The following is a 22,670-nucleotide window of genomic DNA, read 5'->3' on the forward strand; positions in this document are numbered from 1 at the left end:
AGGCCGCATCATCCAACGCCTCGTTCATGCGTTCGGCGATCCTGCGGCGCACCGGCGTCACGTCCCACGGGCTGTTCGTGACGAAATGGTTCAACGCCTGCTCGTGTGGCCCGCGCAACCGGGCCGCCATCGGCTGGATCGACTTACGCCGACCATCGAGCATCAGGCCACGCAGATAATGCCCGGCCCGGTCCTGCCAACCCGCGTATCTCAGCGACGCGAACACATCCCCGACATACTCCGCCAGATCATCGCCGAGCCGTCGTACCTGCGCAGTGTCCATTCCTCGACGACACCAACATCAACCCGAACCCGTCACCATCAGCCACTCGAAGGGTGACAAAGCCCTACTAGCCCAGCAGCTCGGCCAGCCGGGGCCGCACCTGCCAGGTCGTGACGAGCTCGTCGTACTCGGTGCGGGGGCCCGGCTGGCCGGTTCGGCGTGCCCGCAGCAGCAGGTTTCGCGGTGTGTGCGCGGAGTCTATGAACTCGGTCACGTCGACCCGGTAGCCCCGCGAGCGGAGCAGCTCCGCCCGCAGCGAGTCGGTCAGCACGTCCGCGAAGCGCTCCCGCAGGATCCCCTGCCCGGTGATCAGGTGGTACGGGCCGGGCGCGGTCTGCTTGCGCAACTGCGCGGCGATGTCGTGGTGGCAGCAGGGCGCGGCGAGGATCCACTCGGCGCCCCAGCCGACGGCGCGGTGCAGGGCCTCGTCGGTCGCGGTGTCGCAGGCGTGCAGCGCGAGCACCAGGTCGGGGGCGGGCGCGACCTCGGCGTCCAGGATGCTGCCCGCGACGAACCGCAGCCGCTCGCCGTAGCCCAGCCGCTCGGCCAACGCGGTGTTCCGCTCCCGCTGGTCCGCGCGCACGTCGACGCCGACCATCTCGACGTCGAGCCCGCGCACCGAGGTCAGCCAGCGGAACGCGGCGAACGTCAGGTAGGCGTTGCCGCAACCCAGGTCGACCACCCGCAGCGGGGCCGGCAGCCCGTCGGCGGGCAACGTCGCGGCCAGCGCCCGCAGGAACGCGTCGACCTGGCGCCGCTTGGCCGCCGTGCCGCCGATCACCTCCCACAGCGGGTCGCCCGGGTCGAGCAGGTGCTCGCGTACCCGGTCATGGGCCTCGGGTTTGCCGGTTGGCTCGTCGGTGGCCTGCCGGTGCACCTGGGCGTCGCCCTTCTTGGTCACCCGGACCTGCACGGTCGCGCCCGCGCTCTCGACGTGCCAGTTGCCGAACGGCTCCGTGAGCAGGGCGTCGACCGCGGCCTCCGCGTCCGGGCCGGGTGCCACGTTGGTGGTGTGCGGGCGGGTGCCGTCGCTGGTGACGATCTGGAGGCGCCGGCCGGCCTTGAGCGCGACCGGTCGCAGCTCGGCCCGGACCACCGACGGGGTCGCGCCGCGCCGCCGGCCGGCCGCGACCGCTCGGGTCAGGCCGGGGTCGAGCAGCAGGTCGCGTACCTCGGCGAGGACGGCGGTCAGGTCTTCGGGCATACCTACATTGTCCGCGTTCCGCCGATCGACAGCTCCCAGAGGTCGGCGAGGTCACGGCCGGCGGCCGTCCACGCGGCGCGCAGTCGCTCGGGCGGCTCCAGCAGGGGCTCGCTGCTGAGCGGGAAGGTGCCCCAGTGCATTCCCGCGACCTTCCGGACACCCAGGTCTTCGGCGGCCTGGACCGCGTCCTCCGGGTTCAGGTGCTGGTTGCGCATGAACCAGCGCGGCTCGTACGCGCCGATCGGCAGCAGGGCCAGGTCGAGGTCGGGGAAGCGGCCGGCGATCTCGGCGAACCGCGCGCCGTAGCCGGTGTCACCGGCGAAGTAGATCTTCGGCCCCCGGTCGGTGGTCAGCACCCAGCCGCCCCAGAGGCTCTTGTTGGTGTCGGCCAGGCTCCGGCGGCTCCAGTGGTGCGCCGGCACGAAGGTGAACTCCACCGGGCCGATCCGCCGGGACTCCCACCAGTCCCGCTCGGTGACGTCCGCGAACCCGCGGCGACGAAACCACCAGGCCAGGTTCGCGGGTACGAGCATCGGCGTCGACCGGGGCAGCCGTTCGATGGTCGGCGCGTCCAGGTGGTCGTAGTGGTTGTGGGAGATCAGCACCGCGTCGACCGGGGGCAGCCCCGCCCAGGCCACGCCCGGCGAGGTGTAGCGGGCGATGAACGGCGGGATCCGCTGTGCCCAGACGGGGTCGGTCAGCACCGTGAGGCCGCCCGTTTGCAGCACGAAGCTGGCATGCCCGACCCAGGTGACGGCCGTGGTTCCCGGTTCGGCCGGTGGCAAGGTGGCCTGCGGTTCCTGCGGGATGGCTTTGCCGGCGCGGTCCCGGTCGGCGGCGCTCGGGCGCCTCTCGCGCATCATCCTTGCGATGTCGCCGACGCCGGGCAGCGGTGCGGTCAGCCGGTCCGCGAAGGTCGGCGGCCACTGTCGACCGTCATGGTTTCGGCGTGCGTCCTCGATGCGGCGGCGTACGCGGCTGGGATCGAACACTTACCCACCGTCCGCGCGACACCACTGGACCGTCAAGTAAGGGTCGCCTAAGCTCACGGCACTACCCACGGCCGGGTGCGGGAGGTCAAACATGGTCAACGCAGCCGACACGGAACTGGGCCTCGCGGCGCGGGTCCGCTCCCTGACCCGCGCTGACCACGAGGCGGCGGAGACCACGCCGTTCGTGGGCGACCTGATGGCGGGGCGGTTGGACGTCGCGGCGTACGCGCGGCTGGTCACCCAGCACTACTTCATCTACGAGACGCTCGAGCGGGCCGCGTCGGCGATGCGCGCCGATCCGGTGGCCGGCGACTTCGTGGCCTTCGGGCTCGACCGGGTGCCGGCGCTCGGCGCCGACCTGCACCACCTGCGCGGGCCGGCCTGGCGCTCGGAGATCACCCCGCTGCCGGCCACCCGCGCCTACCTGGCCCGGCTGCGCTCGGTCGCGTTCGTGGACCCGCCGGCGTTCGTGGCGCACCACTACACGCGCTACCTGGGTGACCTGTCGGGCGGGCAGATGGTCAAACGCGCCCTGCGGCAGGCGTACGGCGTGGGCGCGGCCGGCACGTGCTTCTACGAGTTCCCGGGCGTGGCCGCCGGTGCGGTCAAGCGGCGCTATCGCGAGCTGCTCGACGCCGCACCGTGGTCGGCCGACGAACAGGCGCGCTTCATCGACGAGGCGAAACGCGCCTTCACGCACAACCGCCAGGTCTTCGAAGACCTGGCGGTTGTTTAGCGGTTTTTCCTCTTAGGACGCTTCGGTAGGTGCCGCGGTGGTGCCGCCCGCGCCGCGGGAGCGGCGACGGCGGCGGGTGCGCGGCTTGGCCGGTGCTTCGCCGTCGGAGTCGGCCACCGCTACGACGGTCGACTCGGCGCCGGTCGGCTCGGTCGCGGCGGCCTCGCCGGCCACGACCTCGCCCGCCCGGCGGCGTCGGCGCGGGCGGCGGGTGCTCGGCGTCGACGACTCGGTGTCGTCGGCCGCGCCGGGCTGGTCCGCGTCCGAGGTCGCCGGTTCGGCACCGTCGCGCGTACCCCCGCGGCGGCGGGACCGGGTGCGGGCCGGGCGTTCGGCGCGCGAAGCCGGACCCCGACGGCGGCCGCCGCCCAGGTCCTCTTCCTTCTCCGCGGCCAGACCAGCCCGCTTGCGCTCGGCGGTCGGCAGCGTGCCGGTGACGTCGGTCGGGATCGCCAGCTCCTCGTAGAGCCACGCCGACGTGTGGTAGGTCTCGCGGGGCTCCGGCATGTCCAGGCCTAGGGTCTTGTCGATGATCCGCCAGCGCGGCATGTCGTCCCAGTCGACGAACGTGACCGCGACGCCGGTCGCGCCGGCGCGGCCCGTGCGGCCGATGCGGTGGGTGTAGGTGTCCTGGTCTTCCGGGCAGTCGTAGTTGATCACGTGGGTGACGCCCGAGACGTCGAGCCCGCGGGCCGCTACGTCGGTGGCCACCAAGATGTCGATCTTGCCCGCCCGGAACGCCCGCAGCGCCCGCTCGCGCGCTCCCTGGCCCAGGTCGCCGTGCACCGCGGCGACCGCGAAGCCGCGGAAGTCGAGGTCCTCGGCGAGCCGGTCGGCGGCCCGCTTGGTGCGGGTGAAGATCATGGTCAGGCCGCGGCCCTCCGCCTGGAGGATGCGCGCGACGACCTCGACCTTGTTGAGCGAGTGGGTGCGGTAGACCAGCTGCTGGGTCTGCGGCGACGGACCGGTCTCGGCCGTGTGCCCGGCGTGGATCGTGACCGGGTGGCGCAGGAAGCGGCGGGACAGCGCGACGATCGGGTCCGGCATGGTGGCCGAGAACAGCATCGTCTGCCGGTCCTCGGGCAGCATCGCCAGGATCTTCTCGACGTCGTCGAGGAAGCCCAGGTCGAGCATCCGGTCGGCCTCGTCGAGCACCAGCGCGTGCACCCGGTCGAGCCGGACCTGCTTCTGCTTGGCCAGGTCGAGCAGGCGGCCGGGCGTGCCGACCAGGATCTCGACACCGCTCTTGAGCGCCTCGATCTGCGGCTCGTAGGCGACACCGCCGTAGATCGGCAGGACCCGGACACCACGCGTACGCCCGGCGGCGGCGAGGTCCTTGGCCACCTGGAGGCCGAGCTCACGGGTGGGTACGACGACCAGTGCCTGCGGGACGCCGTCGGAGCCCTCGCCGGGTGCGAAGACCCGCTCGAGCAGGGGCACGCCGAAGCCGAGCGTCTTGCCGGTGCCGGTGGGGGCCTGGCCGATCAGGTCGGTACCACGCATCCCGATCGGGATCGCGTATTCCTGGATGGCGAACGAGTTGGTGATGCCGGCGGCGGCGAGGGCCTCGACGGTCTCGGGGCGGGCGCCAAGCTCGGCGAAGGTGGGGGAGTCTTTTCGGACCGGCGCGTCGGGTACGAGCGCGTCGCCCGTGGGTTCGATTAGTTCACTCATGTGGTGTTCGGGGTGCCCTCTCGTGGTGCGCCCCGTCGTGTCGTAGGGCGCGATATCGGATATCGCGCGGGCCACACGCGAGGTGAGTCGCGGGCCGCACACGCGTGCCGTGGGGATCAACCCGCCCACGGCTAACGTGACCATGTTACCGGATTGACCTCGTGACGGTGCCGAACGTGAGGCGGATGCGCCAGCTGGGCCTCGTCGTGTGGCGCAGCTCTCGCCGATCAGGTGGCGGGAGTAACCTGCGGGCGTGACTCCTGAGCTGGCTGACAAGGATGCGCTGACGACCGAGGCGCTGGTCGACCTGCTCGGCATGGTGGCCTACGGCGAGTTGTCCGCCTTCGAGCGGATGGCGGCCGATGCCCGGCTCGCCCCCGACCTGCGCCGCCGTGCCGCGCTGAGCGAGATGGCCGCTGTGGAGATCGCCAACTACGGCCGCCTGGCCGCCCGGCTCACCGAGATCGGCGCCGACCCGGAAGTGGCGATGACCCCCTACGTGGGCGTGTTGCAGGCGTACCACGACTCGACGGAGCCCAAGGACTGGCTGGAGGCGCTGACCAAGGCCCACGTGGGCGACGGCGTGGCCGACGACTTCTTCCACGAGATGGCCAAGCTGATCGAGGAGCCCGACCGGCAGCTGGTCCTCGACGTCATCCACGACCAGCGCTACGACGAGTTCGCGGTCAACGAGATCCGCACGGCCATCGAGGCCGACCCGGCGACCCGCGCCCGCCTCTCGATGTGGGCCCGGCGCCTGGTCGGCGAGGTCTACTCCCAGGCGACAAAGGTGGCGGGCCAGCGAGCGGCCCTGACCACCTTGATCGTCACGAGCGGCGGCGACCAGGCCGCGGTCCAGGCCCTGTTCCGCCGCATCACCAACGCCCACACCGCCCGAATGACGGCACTGGGCCTCAACAACTAGCTAGCGGGCGGTGAAGCCGACCGTGCCGCGGGTCGCCTCGGCGATCTCGACGTAGGCCAGCTTGCTCACCGGGATGATGACCCGGCGGCCCTTCTCGTCGACCAGGGACAGCGTGCCCTCGCTCGCGATCGCCTCGGTGACGCTCTTCTCCACCTCGGCGGGCGACTGCGAGCTCTCGATGACCAGCTCGCGCGGCGCGTACTGCACGCCGATCTTGACCTCCACGGAAGCCCTCCTCGTCGTGGTGCGCGGTCGATACCGGCACCGCTGCGAAGGCTATCCGATCCGTGGGGTGAACGACGACGGCGGCTTGCGTGTCAGACCGGTTCGCCTTCCGCCCAGGCACCTTCCTGGGGTTCGCCCTGCAGCGGGAAGCTCGCGATGCCCCGCCAGGAGAGGGCCGCGAGCAGCGACTCGGCCTCGGCCTTGGGCACCTGGCGGCCGCCGGCCAGCCAGAACTGCGCGGCCGTCTCCGCGGCGCCGACCAGGCCCGAGGCGAGCAGCTCGGCGCGGGACTTGCTCACGCCGGTGTCCGAGATGATCGTGTCGGTGATGGCCGCGATGCAGCCCCGCTCGACCCGCTCGACCCGCTCCCGGACGGCCGGCTCGTTGCGCAGGTCGGACTCGAAGACCAGCCGGAACGCCTCACTCTCGTGGTCGACGAAGTCGAAATAGGCCTCGACCGCACCGCGTACGCGTTCCTTGTTGTCGCTCGTCGCCTCCATCGCTGCCTGCACATGCGCCACGATCGCGTCGCAGTGCTTGTCGAGCAGCGCCAGGTAGAGCTCCAGCTTGCCGGGAAAGTGCTGGTAGAGCACGGGCTTGGAGACACCGGCCCGCTCGGCGATGTCGTCCATCGCCGCCGCGTGGTAGCCCTGCGCGACGAAGACCTCCTGGGCCGCCGCGAGCAGCTGCTTTCGGCGCGCCGACCGGGGCAGCCGGGTCGGCCGTCCGTCCGGCTGGGCATCGCCCGAAGCCGCCACCATGGTTTACCTCCGAAATCCCAGATCCATCGACCGCGGATGACACATCCGATCGGTGCCTGTCGCATCGGTCGGTGAAATGGACCGCGATTGCAACTTATCGCGACCGTGCCCACACGGTAGCCTCAGCGAGGGCGACCGAGGAGTGCACGGTGGATGATTCAGGTCAACCCGGCGACGCACCGGGCGGCGGCGGGGGCAACCCGCCGGCCTCTCGCGACCCCGACGCCTGGGCCGACCGCGACCGTGACTCCGGCACGCGGTCCGCGTGGCACAGGTCTCGTTACGCCAACCTGCTGACGCCGATCGTGCCCGCCTCCAGGCAGCCCCGGCAGCAGGTCAACGGCTCTTCCGAGGCACATTCCGCCAGCGCACCGCCCTATCCCTACGAGGGTGACCTGGAAGACGCGGCGCAGTCCTCGATACCCACCCAGGCGCACGGCGACGAGCAGCCGCAGTGGCCCGCCGCTGCTCCGCCGCAGGCCGCCGGCGGCGATCCCGACTGGCGCGGCTGGGCGCCGCCGCCGGGCGCCGACGAAGCCCTGCCCGAGCCGCCGTCACCGTGGGCGCCCGGCTGGGCTCCGGCCCCGGCCGACGGAGCCACGCCCGAAATCGCGCCACCCGCACCACCGGCGCCCGGCGCCGTGGGGCCGTTCGCCGTGCCGTTCCCGCCCGCGCCGCCGCGGTTCGACGAGTCCGCGCCGCCACCCGTGCGGTTCCGGCCGCGTCAGGACGAGCCGCCCCGTCCTGCCGGCGACGGCCAGCCCGCCGACGGCGGTGCGCCGCAGGTTCGGCCGATCCGTCCTCCCGGCGACACCAACCAGGCCACCGGGGGCTTCCCGCCCATCGGTGCGGTCGCGGCCGGTGCGTCGACGGACAACGCCCCGCCCGGCACGCCGACGGAGGCCGACCCCTATCCGGCCGGGTTCCGGCCCAGCGCCGCCGGCCCGGCACCGGCCGCCGGCCCTGACTGGGCGCCGGAATGGCCCTGGTCACCGGCGCCACCCGCGCCGACGTCGCCCGCCGGTCGCCTCCAGGTGCCCGCCCCGCGTCCCGACCAGCCGGCCGCGTCGATGCCCGACGAGACCGCCCTGCCCAGCCGACGTGGCTTCACTCCGCCCGCGCCGCCGCCGCAGCGCAACACGCTGCCCGGCTACATCCGCGGCGGTGAGGCGCCGTCCGGTGACGAGGCGCGGTTCGTCACCGGCAGCCACCCGACGGTGGCACCCAACCCCGAGCGACGCCCGACCGCCGAGCCGGCCGGCGACGAGACCGGGCCGGCCCGCGTCGAACGCACCGCGTCGGGCAGTTTCCCCGTCGTCGACCGGCGCTCGGCCGGGCTGAGCCGCAGCTTCCCGGCCGGCGAGCAGGCCGAACCGCCGGTCTCACCCAGCCGGCTGACCCGCGCGTTCCCGGGCGGTGACGGGCCGCCCGCCGTGCCGCAGGCCACGCCGTCGACCGGTGCGTTCCCTGGCGGCGACCGTGGCGCACCGGCGGGAGCCGACCGCCCGACCGACCTGTCCGGCCGCCGCGCCGCCGCCGTGCCGCCGGCACCGGTGTCCCCGGCCGCCGACACGGGCCCGCGCGACGACGGCCCGGCCCGTCCGCCGCTGCGGCTCGCGAGCCGCAACGGCGACCCCATCGGCGACGAAGCGGTGCCGCCCGAGCGGCTGAGCGGCCCGGCCCAGCGGGGCCTCCACGGCGAGCCGACCAGCGGGCCACCCGCCGGCGAGCACCAGAGTGGCTTCCCTGCCGGCGACGGCGTCCGGCGTGGCTTCGGCGGTGCCGACCCGGCTGACGACGAGGGTGGCTTCGCCCGGGGGTTCCCGGGCGACCAAGGCACCCGAGCGGCCAGCGGCTTCGCCGTGGAGCGGGCTCACGGCGAGCCCACCAACGGCGCGCCAGCCAGCACCAACGGCGCGCCCGGCGACGAGCCGCCCAACCCGTTGCGCCAGCGGCCCATCGACCGCCCGGCGACTCCGCCGCGGTCCGTGGTCGACGACATGATCGACGAGCTGTCCGGCCTGCCGCAGCGCGTGCCGGCCGAACCCGACGTGCCGACCGTGCCGGAGCCGCCCTCGGACGCGCCGGCGGATCCGCCGCAACTGGCCCGGATCGCCACCCATCTGCGGCGGCCCGACCTGCCCGAGGAGCGGGAGCGTCCGGACGGCTTCGACGTCGACGCGATCCTCGACGCCGTGCGCGGCGTCTCCGGCGTGAAGGGCGCCTCGCTGCGCCAGACGCCGGCCGGCGCCCACAGCCTCCGCCTCGACCTGGCCGACGGCGCCGACGCGGCCGACGTGAGCCGGCACGTGGCCCGGCTGCTCCAGGAGCGGATGGGACTCGCCGCCGCGCCGCAGAACCTGCCCGGCATGGCACCGCCGCCGGAGGCGCCGCTCGGCGGCGACACCCCTCCGACCGGCTTCAGCAGCACGGGCGGATATATGCCGCCACCGCCGCTGCCGGAAGCCATGCGGCCGGCGCCCCGCCCGACCGAGGCCGCGCGCCAGGCACCGCGCCCGCCCGAGGCGATCCGGCCGGCGCCGCGTCCCGCCGACGTGATCCGGCCGGCCCCGCGCCCGACCGAGACGACCAAGCCGCGGCCAGCCGAGGCGACCAAGCCGCGGCCGGCCGAGGCCACGCGGCCCGCACCCCGCGCGGCCGACCAGCCCGCGGCGTCGCCGGCGCCCGCACCGCCCGGCTTCGAGCCGCCGACCGAGCCGGAACAGAGCACGCCCCGCGGTCGGGCCCACGTCGGCGCGCAGTCCGGAGTGGACACCCGCGACCTGGCCGAGCGAGCGGCGGCGGCCGCCGCCGCGTCGACCGCGCCCGTGTCCGCGGCACCGGCATCCGGGCCGCCGCGGCGCACCGAGCCGGCGGCCCACCGCCCGGCAACCGGCCTGCCGCAGCGCACCGAGGCGACGGCACCAAAGCGCACCGAGCCGGCTCCACCAAAGCGCACCGAGGCGGCGACCGACAGCGCCGAACGGGGCCACCTCTACGGCGGCACCCGGGAGACCGACCCCCGCACCGGCTCCGACCAGCCGGCGTCGGGCTCGTTCCCGGAGTTGGGCAGCGCCGCCGGCATCATCGGCAGCGTCGGGGGTCATCCGGTGATGGCCGCCGCGACGGCGTACTCGGGCGGCCAGATCACCACCACCGAGTCGGCGCCGTCCCGGCCGCTGAACCCGGGTGCCGAGCCCGGCCCGCGCGTGGTGATCGACCACGTGCAGGTCAGCACGTTCGGGTTGGACGCCACTGTGGAGACCCGCCTGGCCGCGGGCAAACAGATCGCCAACGGGCTAGCCACCGGCCCGGCCGTCGACGGCTACGTGCTGCGGCTCTGCGCGGTCTCCGCCGCGACGGCCATCGACGAGCTGCTGCGCACCGCCTCCCGGGCGGACGACCGCGGCCGGTGTTTCGTCGAGCACGCGGCGGTCGTCCCGTTCGGCAACTGCGAGGTCGCCGTGGTGGTCGTGTTCCTCGTGTGTGGTGGGTGGGTCGAGCAGCTTGCCGGCTCTGCGCTGGTTTCAGGCGATCCACGGCAAGCTGTCGTACGTGCGACACTCGCCGCCGTAAATCGTCGTCTGGAAGCGCTGCTCTCCGACTGAAACCGGGGCCCGATCCGGGCACAATAAATTCATGAAGCGCGCTCTGCTCGGCGCCGACGAGGCCTTCGGGCCCGACCGGATGCCGCCGCCGTGGCCCGGTCGGATGGCGCTGATCGACGGCGAGCAGACGTTCGTGCGAGACACCCCGGGCACCACCACGGCGGCGCAACCAGCGCTTTACGTGCACGGCCTGGGCGGATCCTCGCAGAACTGGACAGACCTCGCGGGCCTGCTCTCGGACCGGCTCGACGGCCAGGCGATCGACCTGCCCGGCTTCGGCCGCAGCGGCCCGGCGAAGCAATACACGATCAAGGCGTTCGCCGATCGCATGATCCGGCTCATCGAGGTCGCCGAGCGCGGTCCGGTGCACCTGTTCGGCAACTCGCTGGGCGGCGCGGTGGTCGTCCGGGTCGCCGGCCTGCGCCCCGACCTGGTCCGCACGCTGACCCTGATCTCTCCGGCGATGCCCTTCCTCGACCCGCGGCGCTCGCTGCAGGGCCCGGTGGTCCCGCTGCTCGCGCTGCCGCGGGCCGACCGGCTGGCCGCCTGGATGATGGGCCGCTACGCACCGGAGGAGCTGGCCGCGCAGGTCATCGAGGCGTGCTTCAACGACGTCAGCCGGGTCAGCGACCAGCGCCGCCAGGAGGCGGTCGAGGAGATCAAGATTCGCTACGAGGCCGCGCACTACGCCGACGCGTACGTGCGTTCCCTGCGCGGCCTGGTCAGCAGCTTCCTGCGGGCGTACCTGCCCGGCGCCAACTCGATGTGGAAGATCGCGTCGCAGATCACCGCGCCGACGCTGGTCGTCGGCGGCCGCCAGGATCGGCTGGTCGACATCCGGGTGGCGCCGCAGGTGGCCAAGGTCATCCCCGACAGCCGACTGCTGATCCTCGACGGCGTCGGTCACGTCGCGCAGATGGAAGTGCCCCGGATCGTCGCCCGCGGCGTGGTCGCGCTGCTCGACGAATACGAGCGGGAGCAGGCCGGGGTCACCTGATCGGGTCGTCATGTGGCAGGCTAAGGCCCAGCATGATCAACGCGAGGCACCCCCGACCTCGTGGCCGGTCCCGCAATCGACGGTCGCGCCGCAGTCGCGGTCCCGCCCGTGTACTCATTGTCGCCGGGCTGTCGCTCGTGGTCGGCATCGGCTTGATGATCTTCGGTCTGCCCCTGCGCGCCGGCCAGACGGACTCGGCCGCCCAGTCGCTGCCGTCGAGCCCCGCCGGCACCGGGTCGCCCTCCGCATCGGCGTCCGTCACCCCGACCAAGGCACCGCCTCCGGTCTACCGGTTGAAGGGCACACCGCCGCGGCGCGGCGAGAACACCTTCAGCTACGGCCAGACCACCGGGAAGGTCGCCGGCACGTCCGGCACGTTGCGCCGCTACCGGATCGCGGTGGAGAACGGCTCCAAGGAAGACATCGAGGCGTTCGGCGACCAGGTCGACGCCGCCCTGAGTGACAAGCGGAGCTGGATCGCGAGCGGCAAGCTCCGGCTGCAGCGGGTCGCCGAGGGCGAGGACTACAGCTTCACCGTCTACCTGGCCACCGCCGGCACCTCGCACGACATGTGTGCCCGCGGCGGCACGAACACCAACGTGGACGGCGAACCGTACACCTCGTGCCGGACCGTCGGAAAAGTGATCATCAACCTCGACCGGTGGAACACGTCCGTTCCCGAGTTCATCGGGGCGAAGATCCCGCTGTCGGTCTACCGCACCTACGTGGCCAACCACGAGACCGGGCACGAGCTCGGCAACCACCACGTGTCGTGCCCGGGCCAGGGCAAGCCGGCTCCGGTGATGATGACGCAGACCCTGGGACTCAACGGCTGCAAGCCGAATCCCTTTCCGTACGTCAACGGAAAGCTCAACACCGGCCCGCCAGCTAACCAATAAGCGCGCAATGTCCGAAATGACCTGGCATCGTGTTGGTTCATGGCGACGCCGTTATCCGGCCACCGACTTCCCGCACCGCGCACGCCCGAACCCCCACCGCGACCTGACCGCTATCGCGGCCTGCTGGCGCTCGGCCTCGCGCTGATCGCCTCCGCCGCCCTGCTGATGGCGGTCAACCACGCTCGCCGCTCGCCCGACGCGGCACCCCAGCCGAGCCAGACCCAGGCCGCTTCGCCCGTACCCGGGAAGATCGGGCCCTTCGCGGCGCCGACCGCGTCGAACAATGCCGGGCCGGCGCCCGACGGACCCGGGGTGTTCAGCACCGAGCGGAGCACCGGCCGCACCCTCGGCCGCGGCACCGACCTGCGCCGGTTCCACGTCGCGGTGGAGAAGAGCATCAACCTGGACCTGGCGCCGTTCGTCGCCTCCGTCGACACCATCCTCGGCGACAAGCGCAGCTGGATCGCCGACGGCAAGCTGCGGCTCCGCCGGGTCGGTGCCGACCAGCCCGCCGACTTCACGATCTATCTGGCCAGCGCGGGCACCTCGGAGCGGATGTGCGCGGAGGGCGGCCTGGACACCGAGCGGTTCACCTCGTGCCAGCTCGGCGACCAGGTGGTCATCAACGCCGACCGCTGGGTCAGCGCCGTGCCGTGGTTCGAGGCGCCGCTCGGTGAGTACCAGGCGTACGCGGTCAACCACGAGGTCGGCCACCAGCTTGGCCACCAGCACGAGGCGTGCCCGAAACCCGGCGCGGCGGCGCCGGTGATGCAGCAGCAGACGTACGGGATGCAGGGCTGCCTGCCCAACGGCTGGCCCTACGTCGGCGGCCGGCGCTACGCGGGCCCGCCTATTCCCTGACCCGCCGTCAAGAGGACGTGGCGCGTGTCATGGCACCCAGGCGTGTCCCGAGCAACAATTGCTCGGCACCACCCCATCGATCCGACCAGATACCCGGGGAGACCCACCGTGTCATTGCCCCCGCTCGTCGAGCCCGCCGCCGAGCTCACCGTCGACGAGATCCGCCGCTACTCGCGCCACCTGATCATCCCGGACGTCGGGGTGACGGGGCAGAAGCGGCTCAAGAACGCCCGGGTGCTCTGTGTCGGCGCCGGCGGCCTCGGCTCGCCGGCACTGATGTATCTCGCCGCGGCCGGGGTCGGCACGCTCGGCATCGTCGAGTTCGACACCGTCGACGAGAGCAACCTGCAGCGGCAGATCATCCACGGGCAGTCCGACATCGGCAAGCCCAAGGCCGAGTCGGCCGCCGCCACGGTCCGCGAGATCAACCCGCTGGTGAACGTGGTCATCCACAACACGGCGCTCGACCGCGACAACGTCAAGGAGATCTTCTCCCAGTACGACCTGATCGTCGACGGCACCGACAACTTCGCCACCCGCTACATGGTCAACGACGCCGCGGTGCTGCTCGGCAAGCCCTACGTGTGGGGCTCGATCTACCGCTTCGACGGCCAGGCGTCGGTGTTTTGGGCCGAGCACGGCCCCTGCTACCGCTGCCTCTACCCGGAGCCGCCGCCGCCCGGCATGGTCCCGTCCTGCGCCGAGGGTGGCGTGCTCGGCGTGCTCTGCGCGTCGATCGGCTCCATCCAGGTGACCGAGGCGATCAAGCTGCTGACCGGGATCGGCGAGCCGCTGGTCGGTGGCCTGACGGTCTACGACGCGCTGGAGATGTCGTACCGCAAGATCAAGGTTCGTAAGGACCCGGACTGCGTGCTGTGCGGCCCCAACGCGACGCTGACCGACCTGATGGAGGACTACGACGACTTCTGCGGCGCGGTCTCCGTCGAGGCGCAGGAGGCGACGCTCGACGCGACGATCACCGCGCGGGAGCTCAAGGAGTGGCAGGACGCCGGCAAGGACTTCTTCCTGGTCGACGTCCGTGAGCCGGCGGAGTACGAGATCGTCCGGATCCCGGGCTCGACCCTGATCCCCAAGGGCGACATCCTCAACGGTGAGGCCCTCGCCAACCTGCCCCAGGACCGGCAGATCGTGCTGCACTGCAAGTCGGGCGTCCGCTCCGCGGAGGCGCTGGCGGCGGTGAAGGCGGCCGGCTTCAAGGACGCCGTGCACCTCCAGGGCGGCGTGCTCTCGTGGATCAAGCAGATCGACCCGAGCCTTCCCGCTTACTGAGCAAACCGACAAAAGCCAGTCCTGCCGGTTCGGCAGGACTGGCTTTTCTCGGTGCTAAACCTGCCCGACGGGCCGTTGACCTTGGCCAACCGCTTGAGGCGGACTCGCCTTTCCGGCGGTACCGTTTCGGCCGTGGTGGATCTGGACGCGGCGATCGGATTCGTGGTCGCCCATGGCGACGCGGTCGACCGCGCCCGCCTGTCGTGGTTGCGGGTGGGCGCGCCGCCGCAGCCCGCGATCCTCGAGGACGCCGAGGTGGGCCAAGCCCACGACGGCGGCTGGCCGGCGATCTGGGGCGGCGACACGGCCTCGGTCGACGCGACCTGCTTCCGGCTCGCCGAGCTCGACGACCTCGGTGCGCTCGGCCGCCCGGCGGCCCGCCGTGCGCTGGACTGGCTGGCCACCCGCCAGCGGCCCGACGGCACCTGGGAGGAAGACCCGTCGCTGTCCGGCTGGGCGCCGCCGTGGGCGACACCCGGCGACCCGGAGGCGACCCTCTACCTGACCGCCAACGCCGGCTTCTGGCTCACCGTCGCGGGCCACGACGCCCGGGCCGCGGGTCCGTTCGACCACCGGGTCGGTGGCGTCTACGCCGGCGTGGTGCAGGGCGCGGCCCAGGTGTTCGCGGCCGCGCTCCAGTCCGACGGCACCTGGCCCTCGTTCCTGGCCGCGGGTTGGCTCGGCGCCGCGGTGCTCTACCGCCAGGAGATGTACTACGAGTCGGCGCGGATCCAGGTGGTCCTCACCGAGCGGGTCCGCGACATGACCCCGTCGGATGTGACGGCGATGGCCTCGGCTCTGCGTCGGGTCGGCCTGTCGGTCGACGACACGCTGCTGTCCGCCGCCGCGCGCCGGCTGGCCCAGACCCAACGCAGCGACGGCGGCTGGGCCAGCGACGACGGCGAGGCGTTCGACGTGCACACCACGCTGGCGGCGATCCGCGCGTTCAGGTGAGCCCGGGCACCCGCCCGTTGCGGAAGAGGTCGACGAAGATCTGGTGGTCCTCGCGGGCGCGGATGCCGTAGCGCTGGGCGAAGTCGACCAGATGCGCGACGAAGCCGTGCTCGTCCTTGTCGACCGCCGCCACGATCGCCTCTTCGGTGGAGAAGTCGACCAGGTCGTGGCTCGACTCGTCGTCGGCGACCGAGTGCATGCGGGCCACCGCGCGGCCGAGGTCGCCGACCACGCCCGAGAGCTCGTCGGGCTCGTTGACGTCGGACCAGTCCAGGTCGGCGGCGTACGGCGAGACCTCGGCGACGAGCTGGCCGACGCCGTCGAGCTCGGTGTAGCCCAGCCACGGGTCGGCGTGCGCCTGGAGTGCCCGCTGGGACTCGGCGGTGCGGTGGCCCTGGTGGTGGAAGTAGCCCCGGACGCGGCCGTCGGTGATGTGCCGGGCCACCGCGGGCACCTGGGCCTGCTTCATGTAGATCACGACGTCGTTCTCGAGCGCCTGGGTGTGCCCTTCCAACAACAGGTTGTACGAGGGCAGGCCGGCCGAGCCGATCCCGACGCCCTTGCGCAGCACGACGTCCTTGATCCGGGTGGCGACGGGGCGGTGCGCCGGCAGCGTGTCGAGGTAGCCGTCGAACGCCGCGATCACGGCTTCGCGCCGGGCGTCGTCGATCTCGAAGACGCCGTCGCCGAGGGCGAACCGGCGCTCGAAGTTGTCGATCGTCGTCTGCGTGTCGAGCATCGCCACCCGGGTGCTCAGCCGGGCCTGTTGGAGCACGGTGCGCAGCACGCCGTCGGCGTTGGCCAGGGTGATCGAGCCGATCGCGTCGTCGCCGCCGGCCACGATCGCGCGCAGCTCGGTCAGGTAGGCGCCGGCGAACCGGGCGACCAGGTCCGCGATCACCTCGTCGGAGAGGGCCTTCGCGTAGCCGATCAGCGCCACGCTCGCCGCGAACCGCTTGAGGTCCCAGGAGAACGGCCCGACGTACGCCTCGTCGAAGTCGTTGACGTTGAAGACCAGCTCGCCGGACCCGTTCATGTAGGTGCCGAAGTTCTCCGCGTGCAGGTCGCCGTGGATCCACACCCGGCTCGTGTGCTCGTCGAGGAACCGGTCGTCGGCGAACTCACCGACGAGGTCGGCGTAGAACACCGCGGCACTGCCCCGGTAGAACGCGAACGGCGAGGCCGCCATCTTGCGGAACTTGCGCCGGAAGGCGGCGGGGTCGAGGGCCATCAGCTGGCCGAACTCGGTGGTGAGCACGTCCACCAGGGCGGTGGCACGCCGTTCGTTGGTCATGCGCCGAACGCTAGACCTCGCGCGCCACCGTGGTCATGTCAAGATTCCGTCAACGCGGCGGCCCGGGCGGCCAGCGCGGCCCGGAAGGCCGGGTCGTAGGCCTGCGCGCGGACCCGCTCCTCGCGCTCGCCGTCGAAGTACCGGCCGGTGACGCCGTCCAGCGCGGGGTCGTCGACGAGCCGCAGCGTGGCGCGAAGTCCCTGCTCCAGAGTGGATACCGGGGCGTACTCGGCGATCCGCACCAGGGTGGTCGGCATCAACGTCGCCGGATGCAGGCAGTTGACGGTGACGCCGGTGCCGGCCAGTTGCTCCGCGAGGTCGAACGTGTCGCAGATCATGGCGAGCTTCGCCCGGCGGTACGCGCGGGTTCCGTCGTACCCCTGCGTCATCATCAGGTCGTCCAGGTCGATGTCCGCCTGGCCGATCGACGCGACGTTGACGACCCGCGCCGTGGCGGGTTTGCGCAGCAACGGCAGCAGCAGACGGGAGAGGAGGTGGGGCGCCAGATAGTTGACCGCCAGCCGCAGCTCGATGCCGTCACTGGTCAGCTCGCGCGGTGCGCCGGGCGCCCCGAAGCCGACGCCGGCGTTGTTGACCAGCACGTCCAGCGAGTCATAGCGGTCGGTGACCGCGCGCGCCAGATCGCGGACCTCGGCTTGGACCGCCAGGTCGGCCCGGAACGCCACCGCGCCGGTCGTCCGTGCCACCTCGGCCAGCCGCTCGGGATCGCGGCCGTGCAGCACCAGCTCGTGGCCTCGCTCGGCCAGCGTCAGCGCGAGCGCCCGGCCGAGGCCGTCCGAGGCGCCGGTGATCAGGATGCGCGACATCAGTCGCCGGTCGGGTGGTGGTAGTCGACGCTGCCCTCGTCCAGCGGCACCGCGTCGTCGCCGAACGGCGCCGAGGCACCGGCCCGGTTGCCGGTGGCCTCGCGCACCGGCAGCGTGCCGTCAGGCCCGAGCGGCGCGGCCAACGGGGCGGGTGGGGTGTGTGCCCAGTTGACGCCGTCGGGGTGCGTCGCGGACCTGTCGCTGCCCGCGGGAGCGCGGTTGACTGTGTCGGGCAGGGCCACCGGGCGATTGGTGCCGTCGGGCGCTGGCACCAGGGGTGCGGTCAGCGCGCTGCGGGCGGCCAGCGGGTCGGGGCGGGGCACGCCGCCGGGCCCGGCCGGCTCACCCGCGATCTTGTCCTGCAGGCGCAGGATGCCGTGCATCAGCGCTTCGGGGCGGGGCGGGCAGCCGGGCACGTACACGTCGACCGGGATGATCTGGTCGACGCCCTTGGTCACCGAGTAGGAGTCCCAGTACGGGCCGCCGCAGTTCGAGCAGGCGCCGAACGAGATGACGTATTTGGGCTCGGGCATCTGGTCGTACAGCCGCTTGATCGCCGGCGCCATCTTGTCGGTCACCGTGCCCGAGACGACCATCAGGTCGGCCTGCCGCGGGCCGTGCGCGAACGGGATCACGCCGAGCCGCATGAAGTCGTGCCGGCCCATGCTGCTGGCGATGAACTCGATCGCGCAGCAGGCCAGGCCGAAGTTGAAGACCCAGAGCGAGTAACGCCGACCCCAGTTGAGCACGAACCGGATCGGCTCCCCGAGCACGGCAGGCAGTTCCACGATCCCCAGGCTAGTCGAAGGCCGGCCGTTGGAGCAGGCCCAGGAACTCCACGAGCAGGCGCTCCCGCACGGGTACGGGCGCCGCGTCGAGCAGGGTGTTCACCGCGGCCACGCGACTGGGCAGTGGCGAGCCGTCGCCGCCCAGGCCCAGCGCGGCCGCCAGCCCCGCCACCACCTCGGCGGTCAACGCCGCCGGGTCGAGCGCGGTCACCAGGGCCAGCACCTCGGCCGGCAGGTCGACGGGGCCGTGCGCCTCGGCGGCGGCCGCGGCCGAAGCGAGCGCGGCGGCGAACTCCTCGACGTGCGGCGCCACCGACGCGGTCACCGTCAGGTGGATGCTGGCCGGAATGTCGCCGTAGTGCATCTGTGGCTGGGTGTGGAAGCCCCGCGCGGTGAGCTCGTCGGCCAGCACGAACAGGTTCGGGCCGGTGAAGCAGACGACGGTCGTGGTCGGGGGCGCCATCAGCCGCAGCCCGTCGACCGCCTCGACCGCCGCGGCCAGCCTGCGCACCGCGTGCCGGGTGATCTCGGCGAACTTCAGGTAGCCGTCGTCACCGATGCTGCGCAGTGTGGCGTACGCGGCCGCGATCGGTCCGCCCGAGCGCGTCGACGAGATGCCCGGATTGATCATCGTGTAGCCCGGCCAGTCGCCGAACGCGAAGTACTGCGGCGCGCGCAGTGACGCGTCGCGGTGCAGCAGGACCGAGGTGCCCTTTGGCGCGTACGCGTACTTGTGCAGGTCCACGGAGATCGAGGTGACACCCGGCACCGCGAAGTCGAACTCCGGCAGGTCGGCGCCGAGCCGGCGCAGGTAGGGCAACGTCCACCCGCCGAAGCAGGCGTCGACGTGGCACCGCACACCGGCCTCCGCCGCCACCGCGGCGGTTTCCGCCACCGGGTCGACCACACCATGGGCGTACGACGGGGCCGAGCAGGCCACCAGCACGGTGTCGGGCGTGATCGCCGCCGCGATGTCCGCGACGGACGGCCGCAACGTCGAAGGGGAGACCGGCACCGCGTCCAACGCCATGCCGAGGTAGTGCGTGGCCTTCGCGAAGGCGGCGTGCGCGGTCACCGGCACCACGATCCGCGGCGCGGCGACGTCGGGCCGGGCGTCCCGGGCCGCCTTGACGGCCAGGATCAGCGACTCGGTGCCGCCGCTGGTCACGCTGCCCACGACGTCCGGCGCGGTGGTGCCCGGTCCGCCCCCGAGCTGTCGCGCCGCCGCGCCCACGAGCGCGTTCTCCATCGCCAGCAGGGACGGGAACGCGGTCGGGTCGAGCCCGTTGACCGAAGCGGAGATCGCGTGGGCCGCGTTCGTCAGCTCGTCGAGCCCGGGCACCGCGGGGTCGTAGACGTACGCGAACAACCGGCCGCCGTGCGTGGGCTGGTCGGCCCGCCGCAGCGCGCGCAGCTCGTCGAGAATCTCCTCGGCCGGCAACCCGTGTCGCGGCAAAGCCTCCACCATGGCCGAGACGCTAGTTGATCGCCGCCGCTTCCGCCTCACCCACCGCCGTCGTCAGCTTGGCCTCGGTCAGGTCGTACCCGCGCATCAACAGCACCGCCAACCCCACGATCAGCCCGGGCAGCACGGTGAAGCCGAGCAGCACGCCCAGTCGCGCGGTGTCGTCCTGCGCGGCGGCCTCGCCCGACGACGACGAGACGTAGCCGAAGGCCTGCAACACCAGCAGGTAGATGCCGGGCCCGAGGGCCAGGCCGAACGTCTCGCCGGCGGTCCACAGGCCCGTGAACACCCCGGCCTGCCGCTTGCCGGTGCGCGCGGTGTCGTAGGCGATGCAGTCCGGCAGCATGGCCAGGCCGAAGACCTGTTGACCGGCGTACGCGACGCCCAGCACTCCGACGATCAGATAGATCAGCACGGCGGGCAGCACCGGCGCGAGCACCAGCAGCACCGCACCGGCGGCGAACAGGAGCGACGCCAGCACGAACGCGCGGGCCTTGCCGACCCGGGCGCCCACCCGGCTCCACAGTGGCATGACCAGCAGCGCCGGCCCGACGAAGCAGGCGAACAGCACCGTCGGCCCGGTGTCGGGGGAGAACAGCACGTGGTCGGCGAAGTACTGCACGCCGGCCAGGATCATCGCGATGCCGACCGCCTGGATCACGAAGCAGATCAGCAGCAGCCGGAACGGCCGGTTGCGGGACGCCACGGCCAGTTGGGCCCGCAGCGTCGGCTCGCTCTCCCGGACGGTGCCGGTCGGCGCGCGCGAGGTGCCGACGAAGACCGCGATCGTGCCGACCACGATCAGGCCCGCCACGAACACGCCCATCCAGCGGTGCCCGGGAATCCCGTCGCCGCCCGCGTTGACCACCAGCGGTGCGATCGCGCCGGAGACCAGGATGGCGATCGCCAGCACGGCCACCCGCCAGGTCAGCAGCCGGGTCCGCTCGCTGTAGGAGTCGGTGAGCTCGGCCGGCATCGCCACGTAGGGCACCTGGAAGAACGCGTACGCGGTCGCGGCCAGCAGGAACGCGAGGGCGACGTAGGCGCCCCGGCCCGAGCCGAACGGCGCCGCGAAGATCGCCGCGAACAGCACGGCCAGGGTCAGACCACCCACCAGGAGGTACGGGCGACGCGCGCCCCACCGGCTGCGGGTGCGGTCGGAGATCCGACCGGCGACCGGGTTGACCAGCACGTCCCAGGCCTTCGGCGCCCACACCAGCACACCTGCCAGCCAGGCCGCCACGCCCAGGGTGTCGGTCAGGTACGGCGCCAGCAACAGCCCCGGCACCGTGCCGAACGCACCCGTGACCAGCGAACCCAGGGCATATCCCGCGTGCACCCGGCGGGGTAGCTGGGTACCCGATCGGGTGATCACCGATTGGCTCGGCCGCGCGTCCATGAGGCGGGATGTTAGCGATCCGCACGCGATAGCGGGAGATTTACCTCTACCCTGCTGGCCGAGCGGGATTATCGGACGTAAAAGGGGTGATGCCGGTGAAAGCCGGTGTGGCAGCGGGGCATCCGGCGACCACCGAGGTCGGCCTGCGGGTGCTGGCCTCGGGCGGCTCGGCCGCCGACGCGGCGGTGGCCGCGGTGCTGGCTTGCTCCGCGTCGGAGAGCGTGCTGACCGGGATAGGCGGTGGCGGCTTCGCCACGTTCTACGACGCTGCCAACCGGGCGGTCACCTGCCTCGACTTCTTCTGCTCGATCCCGGGCCTGGACGGCGACGTGACGCCGCAGCCGATGCTGCCGATCGAGGTCACCTTCGGCGGGGTGCCGATGCCGTACTCGATCGGTGGCCCGAGCGTCGGCATCCCCGGCGTGCCGGCCGGCTGCGGCGAGGTGCACCGCCGCTGGGGCCGGCTGCCCTGGCACGAGGTCGTCGAGCCGGCGGTGCTGCTGGCCCGCGCCGGGGTGGCGCTGCCCGAGGCGCAGGCCCGCACGCTGGTCAGCGTCGCGCCGGCGCTGACCCCGAGTGACGGCGGCGAGATCTACGCGCCCGGCGGCCGGCTGCTGCGCGGCGGTGAGACGCTGCACCACCCGGGCCTGGACAAGGCGCTCGACGGGCTGGCCGACGAGGGTCCGGACATCTTCTACACCGGCCGCTACGGCGACCTGCTGGTCGAGGCGGTCCGGGCCGCCGGTGGTGCGATCGGTCCCGCCGACCTGGCCGCGTACGAGGTGCTCGAACTGCCCGTGGAGCACGCCCGGCTGGCCGGCCAGCACGTCTACGCGCGCACCGACCTCAACGGCACCATCCGCACGATCCGCGCCCTGCCCGACCCGATCCAGGCCCTGTCGCGGCCGAAGCGGGCGGTGGCGGTGGCCGACGCGCTGCGGGAGTACGGCCGGCCCCGGCTGGGCGACACCACCAACGTCTCGGTCGTCGACGCGGAGGGCAACGCCTGCGTGATCACGACGACCCTCGGCATCGGCGCCGGCGTCTGGCTGCCCGGCCTGGGGATCAACCTCAACTCGATGCTCGGCGAAGGCGAGCTGATCACCGAGGACATGGCGCCGGGCCAGCGGATGCAGTCGATGATGTGCCCGCTCGTGGTGATCGGCGACGACGGCGACCTCGTGCTGGCCGCGGGCTCGGCCGGCGCGTCGCGGATCCGCACCGCGCTGGTCGACACGCTGCTCGGCGTGCTGGTCGACGGTCTCGACACGGAGACCGCGGTGGCGCGCCCGCGCTTCCACGTGGTCGACGACGCGGTGCACGCGGAGCTCGGCTACCCGGAGGACGAGCTGGCGGAGCTGGCCCGCGCGGGCTACACGATCGTGCAGTGGGACGAGCTGAACCACTTCTTCGGCGGCGTCAGCGCGGTCGGCACGGCTGGCGCCGGCGGCGACCCCCGCCGAGGCGGCACAGGCCAACTCCTGTAGC

Annotated in this window: 18 protein-coding genes and 2 pseudogenes; 9 read left to right on the forward strand and 11 right to left on the reverse strand. The window is 72.7% G+C overall.

Features of this window, described 5'->3' with window-relative positions; translation table 11 throughout:
- The 3 genes from CHC05_RS03750 to CHC05_RS03760 all read right to left on the reverse strand — a co-directional run.
- A partial coding sequence (locus tag CHC05_RS03750) for a transposase (protein ID WP_144022469.1) occupies positions 1 to 283 on the reverse strand: 283 nt, incomplete at its 3' end.
- 67 nt (positions 284 to 350) lie between these two features.
- Positions 351 to 1,487, reverse strand: a complete 1,137-nt coding sequence (locus CHC05_RS03755) for a class I SAM-dependent methyltransferase (RefSeq protein WP_089244762.1) — start codon at positions 1,485 to 1,487, stop codon at positions 351 to 353.
- A gap of 2 nt (positions 1,488 to 1,489) precedes the next feature.
- Entirely contained in the window at positions 1,490 to 2,479 is a 990-nt protein-coding gene (locus CHC05_RS03760; RefSeq protein ID WP_245870646.1) for an MBL fold metallo-hydrolase, read from the reverse strand.
- Between the two features lie 91 nt (positions 2,480 to 2,570).
- Here CHC05_RS03760 and CHC05_RS03765 point away from each other — a divergent pair, with 91 nt between their 5' ends.
- Positions 2,571 to 3,215, forward strand: a complete 645-nt coding sequence (locus tag CHC05_RS03765) for a biliverdin-producing heme oxygenase (RefSeq protein WP_089244764.1) — start codon at positions 2,571 to 2,573, stop codon at positions 3,213 to 3,215.
- A 12-nt stretch (positions 3,216 to 3,227) separates the two neighbouring features.
- Here the strand turns inward: CHC05_RS03765 and CHC05_RS03770 are convergent, their stop codons facing one another.
- The gene (locus CHC05_RS03770; protein ID WP_089244766.1) at positions 3,228 to 4,889 is read right to left on the reverse strand and encodes a DEAD/DEAH box helicase; all 1,662 of its coding nucleotides are present in this window, start codon (positions 4,887 to 4,889) and stop codon (positions 3,228 to 3,230) included.
- Positions 4,890 to 5,142: 253 nt separating this feature from the next.
- On the opposite strand from CHC05_RS03770, the gene CHC05_RS03775 reads away from it, so the two are divergent.
- Positions 5,143 to 5,814, forward strand: a complete 672-nt coding sequence (locus tag CHC05_RS03775; protein ID WP_245870647.1) for a ferritin-like fold-containing protein — start codon at positions 5,143 to 5,145, stop codon at positions 5,812 to 5,814.
- On the opposite strand, the gene CHC05_RS03780 is transcribed toward CHC05_RS03775, so the two are convergent.
- Both CHC05_RS03780 and CHC05_RS03785 read right to left on the reverse strand, forming a co-directional pair.
- Positions 5,815 to 6,039: a DUF3107 domain-containing protein gene (locus CHC05_RS03780; RefSeq protein ID WP_089244768.1), complete on the reverse strand. Its 225-nt coding sequence runs from the start codon at positions 6,037 to 6,039 to the stop codon at positions 5,815 to 5,817.
- A gap of 92 nt (positions 6,040 to 6,131) precedes the next feature.
- Positions 6,132 to 6,800 carry a TetR/AcrR family transcriptional regulator gene (locus tag CHC05_RS03785; RefSeq protein ID WP_089244770.1) on the reverse strand — a complete coding sequence of 223 codons (669 nt, stop codon included), beginning with the start codon at positions 6,798 to 6,800 and terminating at the stop codon, positions 6,132 to 6,134.
- Positions 6,801 to 9,928: 3,128 nt separating this feature from the next.
- Between CHC05_RS03785 and CHC05_RS43365 the strand changes: the two are divergent.
- The 6 genes and pseudogenes from CHC05_RS43365 to CHC05_RS03820 all read left to right on the forward strand — a co-directional run.
- Positions 9,929 to 10,408: pseudogene (locus tag CHC05_RS43365) on the forward strand (hypothetical protein); the annotation flags it as partial.
- Between the two features lie 31 nt (positions 10,409 to 10,439).
- On the forward strand, positions 10,440 to 11,405 hold the full coding sequence (locus tag CHC05_RS03800; RefSeq protein ID WP_089244772.1) for an alpha/beta fold hydrolase: 966 nt from the start codon (positions 10,440 to 10,442) through the stop codon (positions 11,403 to 11,405).
- Between the two features lie 137 nt (positions 11,406 to 11,542).
- Positions 11,543 to 12,304 carry a DUF3152 domain-containing protein gene (locus CHC05_RS03805; protein ID WP_245870648.1) on the forward strand — a complete coding sequence of 254 codons (762 nt, stop codon included), beginning with the start codon at positions 11,543 to 11,545 and terminating at the stop codon, positions 12,302 to 12,304.
- A 39-nt stretch (positions 12,305 to 12,343) separates the two neighbouring features.
- Positions 12,344 to 13,165, forward strand: a complete 822-nt coding sequence (locus CHC05_RS03810) for a DUF3152 domain-containing protein (protein WP_245870649.1) — start codon at positions 12,344 to 12,346, stop codon at positions 13,163 to 13,165.
- A 42-nt stretch (positions 13,166 to 13,207) separates the two neighbouring features.
- Positions 13,208 to 14,455, forward strand: coding sequence for an adenylyltransferase/sulfurtransferase MoeZ (moeZ, locus tag CHC05_RS03815; RefSeq protein WP_425426705.1), 1,248 nt, complete (start codon positions 13,208 to 13,210; stop codon positions 14,453 to 14,455).
- A 60-nt stretch (positions 14,456 to 14,515) separates the two neighbouring features.
- A complete protein-coding gene (locus CHC05_RS03820) occupies positions 14,516 to 15,409 on the forward strand; it encodes a prenyltransferase/squalene oxidase repeat-containing protein (protein WP_342745616.1) in 894 nt (297 codons plus the stop codon).
- Here the strand turns inward: CHC05_RS03820 and CHC05_RS03825 are convergent.
- The 5 genes and pseudogenes from CHC05_RS03825 to CHC05_RS03845 all read right to left on the reverse strand — a co-directional run bounded on the left by CHC05_RS03825 (position 15,402) and on the right by CHC05_RS03845 (position 21,182).
- Positions 15,402 to 16,703, reverse strand: a complete 1,302-nt coding sequence (locus CHC05_RS03825) for a DUF2252 domain-containing protein (protein ID WP_089244779.1) — start codon at positions 16,701 to 16,703, stop codon at positions 15,402 to 15,404. The two genes, CHC05_RS03820 and CHC05_RS03825, sit on opposite strands and share 8 nt — an antisense overlap.
- Before the next feature lie 38 nt (positions 16,704 to 16,741).
- Complete coding sequence (locus CHC05_RS03830) at positions 16,742 to 17,530, reverse strand: SDR family NAD(P)-dependent oxidoreductase (RefSeq protein WP_089244781.1); 789 nt, start codon at positions 17,528 to 17,530, stop codon at positions 16,742 to 16,744.
- 257 nt (positions 17,531 to 17,787) lie between these two features.
- A pseudogene (locus tag CHC05_RS03835) lies at positions 17,788 to 18,318 on the reverse strand (NADH-quinone oxidoreductase subunit B); the annotation flags it as partial.
- A 10-nt stretch (positions 18,319 to 18,328) separates the two neighbouring features.
- Positions 18,329 to 19,786: a pyridoxal phosphate-dependent decarboxylase family protein gene (locus tag CHC05_RS03840; protein ID WP_089244782.1), complete on the reverse strand. Its 1,458-nt coding sequence runs from the start codon at positions 19,784 to 19,786 to the stop codon at positions 18,329 to 18,331.
- 10 nt (positions 19,787 to 19,796) lie between these two features.
- A complete protein-coding gene (locus CHC05_RS03845; protein ID WP_089244784.1) occupies positions 19,797 to 21,182 on the reverse strand; it encodes an MFS transporter in 1,386 nt (461 codons plus the stop codon).
- 89 nt (positions 21,183 to 21,271) lie between these two features.
- On the opposite strand from CHC05_RS03845, the gene CHC05_RS03850 reads away from it, so the two are divergent.
- Complete coding sequence (locus CHC05_RS03850; protein ID WP_179266045.1) at positions 21,272 to 22,669, forward strand: gamma-glutamyltransferase; 1,398 nt, start codon at positions 21,272 to 21,274, stop codon at positions 22,667 to 22,669.
- Position 22,670: the final 1 nt, after the last annotated feature.

The organism is Asanoa hainanensis, assembly GCF_900188485.1.
GTDB classification, from domain to species: domain Bacteria; phylum Actinomycetota; class Actinomycetes; order Mycobacteriales; family Micromonosporaceae; genus Asanoa; species Asanoa hainanensis.

Excerpts from the sequence above, each read along its gene's own strand:
- CHC05_RS03755 (WP_089244762.1), bottom strand. The coding sequence starts at position 1,487 with ATGCCCGAAGACCTGACCGCCGTCCTCGCCGAGGTACGCGACCTGCTG.
- CHC05_RS03765 (WP_089244764.1), top strand. The coding sequence starts at position 2,571 with ATGGTCAACGCAGCCGACACGGAACTGGGCCTCGCGGCGCGGGTCCGC.
- CHC05_RS03770 (WP_089244766.1), bottom strand. The coding sequence starts at position 4,889 with ATGAGTGAACTAATCGAACCCACGGGCGACGCGCTCGTACCCGACGCG.
- CHC05_RS03785 (WP_089244770.1), bottom strand. The coding sequence starts at position 6,800 with ATGGTGGCGGCTTCGGGCGATGCCCAGCCGGACGGACGGCCGACCCGG.
- CHC05_RS03800 (WP_089244772.1), top strand. The coding sequence starts at position 10,440 with ATGAAGCGCGCTCTGCTCGGCGCCGACGAGGCCTTCGGGCCCGACCGG.
- CHC05_RS03810 (WP_245870649.1), top strand. The coding sequence starts at position 12,344 with ATGGCGACGCCGTTATCCGGCCACCGACTTCCCGCACCGCGCACGCCC.
- CHC05_RS03825 (WP_089244779.1), bottom strand. The coding sequence starts at position 16,703 with ATGACCAACGAACGGCGTGCCACCGCCCTGGTGGACGTGCTCACCACC.
- CHC05_RS03830 (WP_089244781.1), bottom strand. The coding sequence starts at position 17,530 with ATGTCGCGCATCCTGATCACCGGCGCCTCGGACGGCCTCGGCCGGGCG.
- CHC05_RS03840 (WP_089244782.1), bottom strand. The coding sequence starts at position 19,786 with ATGGTGGAGGCTTTGCCGCGACACGGGTTGCCGGCCGAGGAGATTCTC.
- CHC05_RS03845 (WP_089244784.1), bottom strand. The coding sequence starts at position 21,182 with ATGGACGCGCGGCCGAGCCAATCGGTGATCACCCGATCGGGTACCCAG.
- CHC05_RS03850 (WP_179266045.1), top strand. The coding sequence starts at position 21,272 with ATGCCGGTGAAAGCCGGTGTGGCAGCGGGGCATCCGGCGACCACCGAG.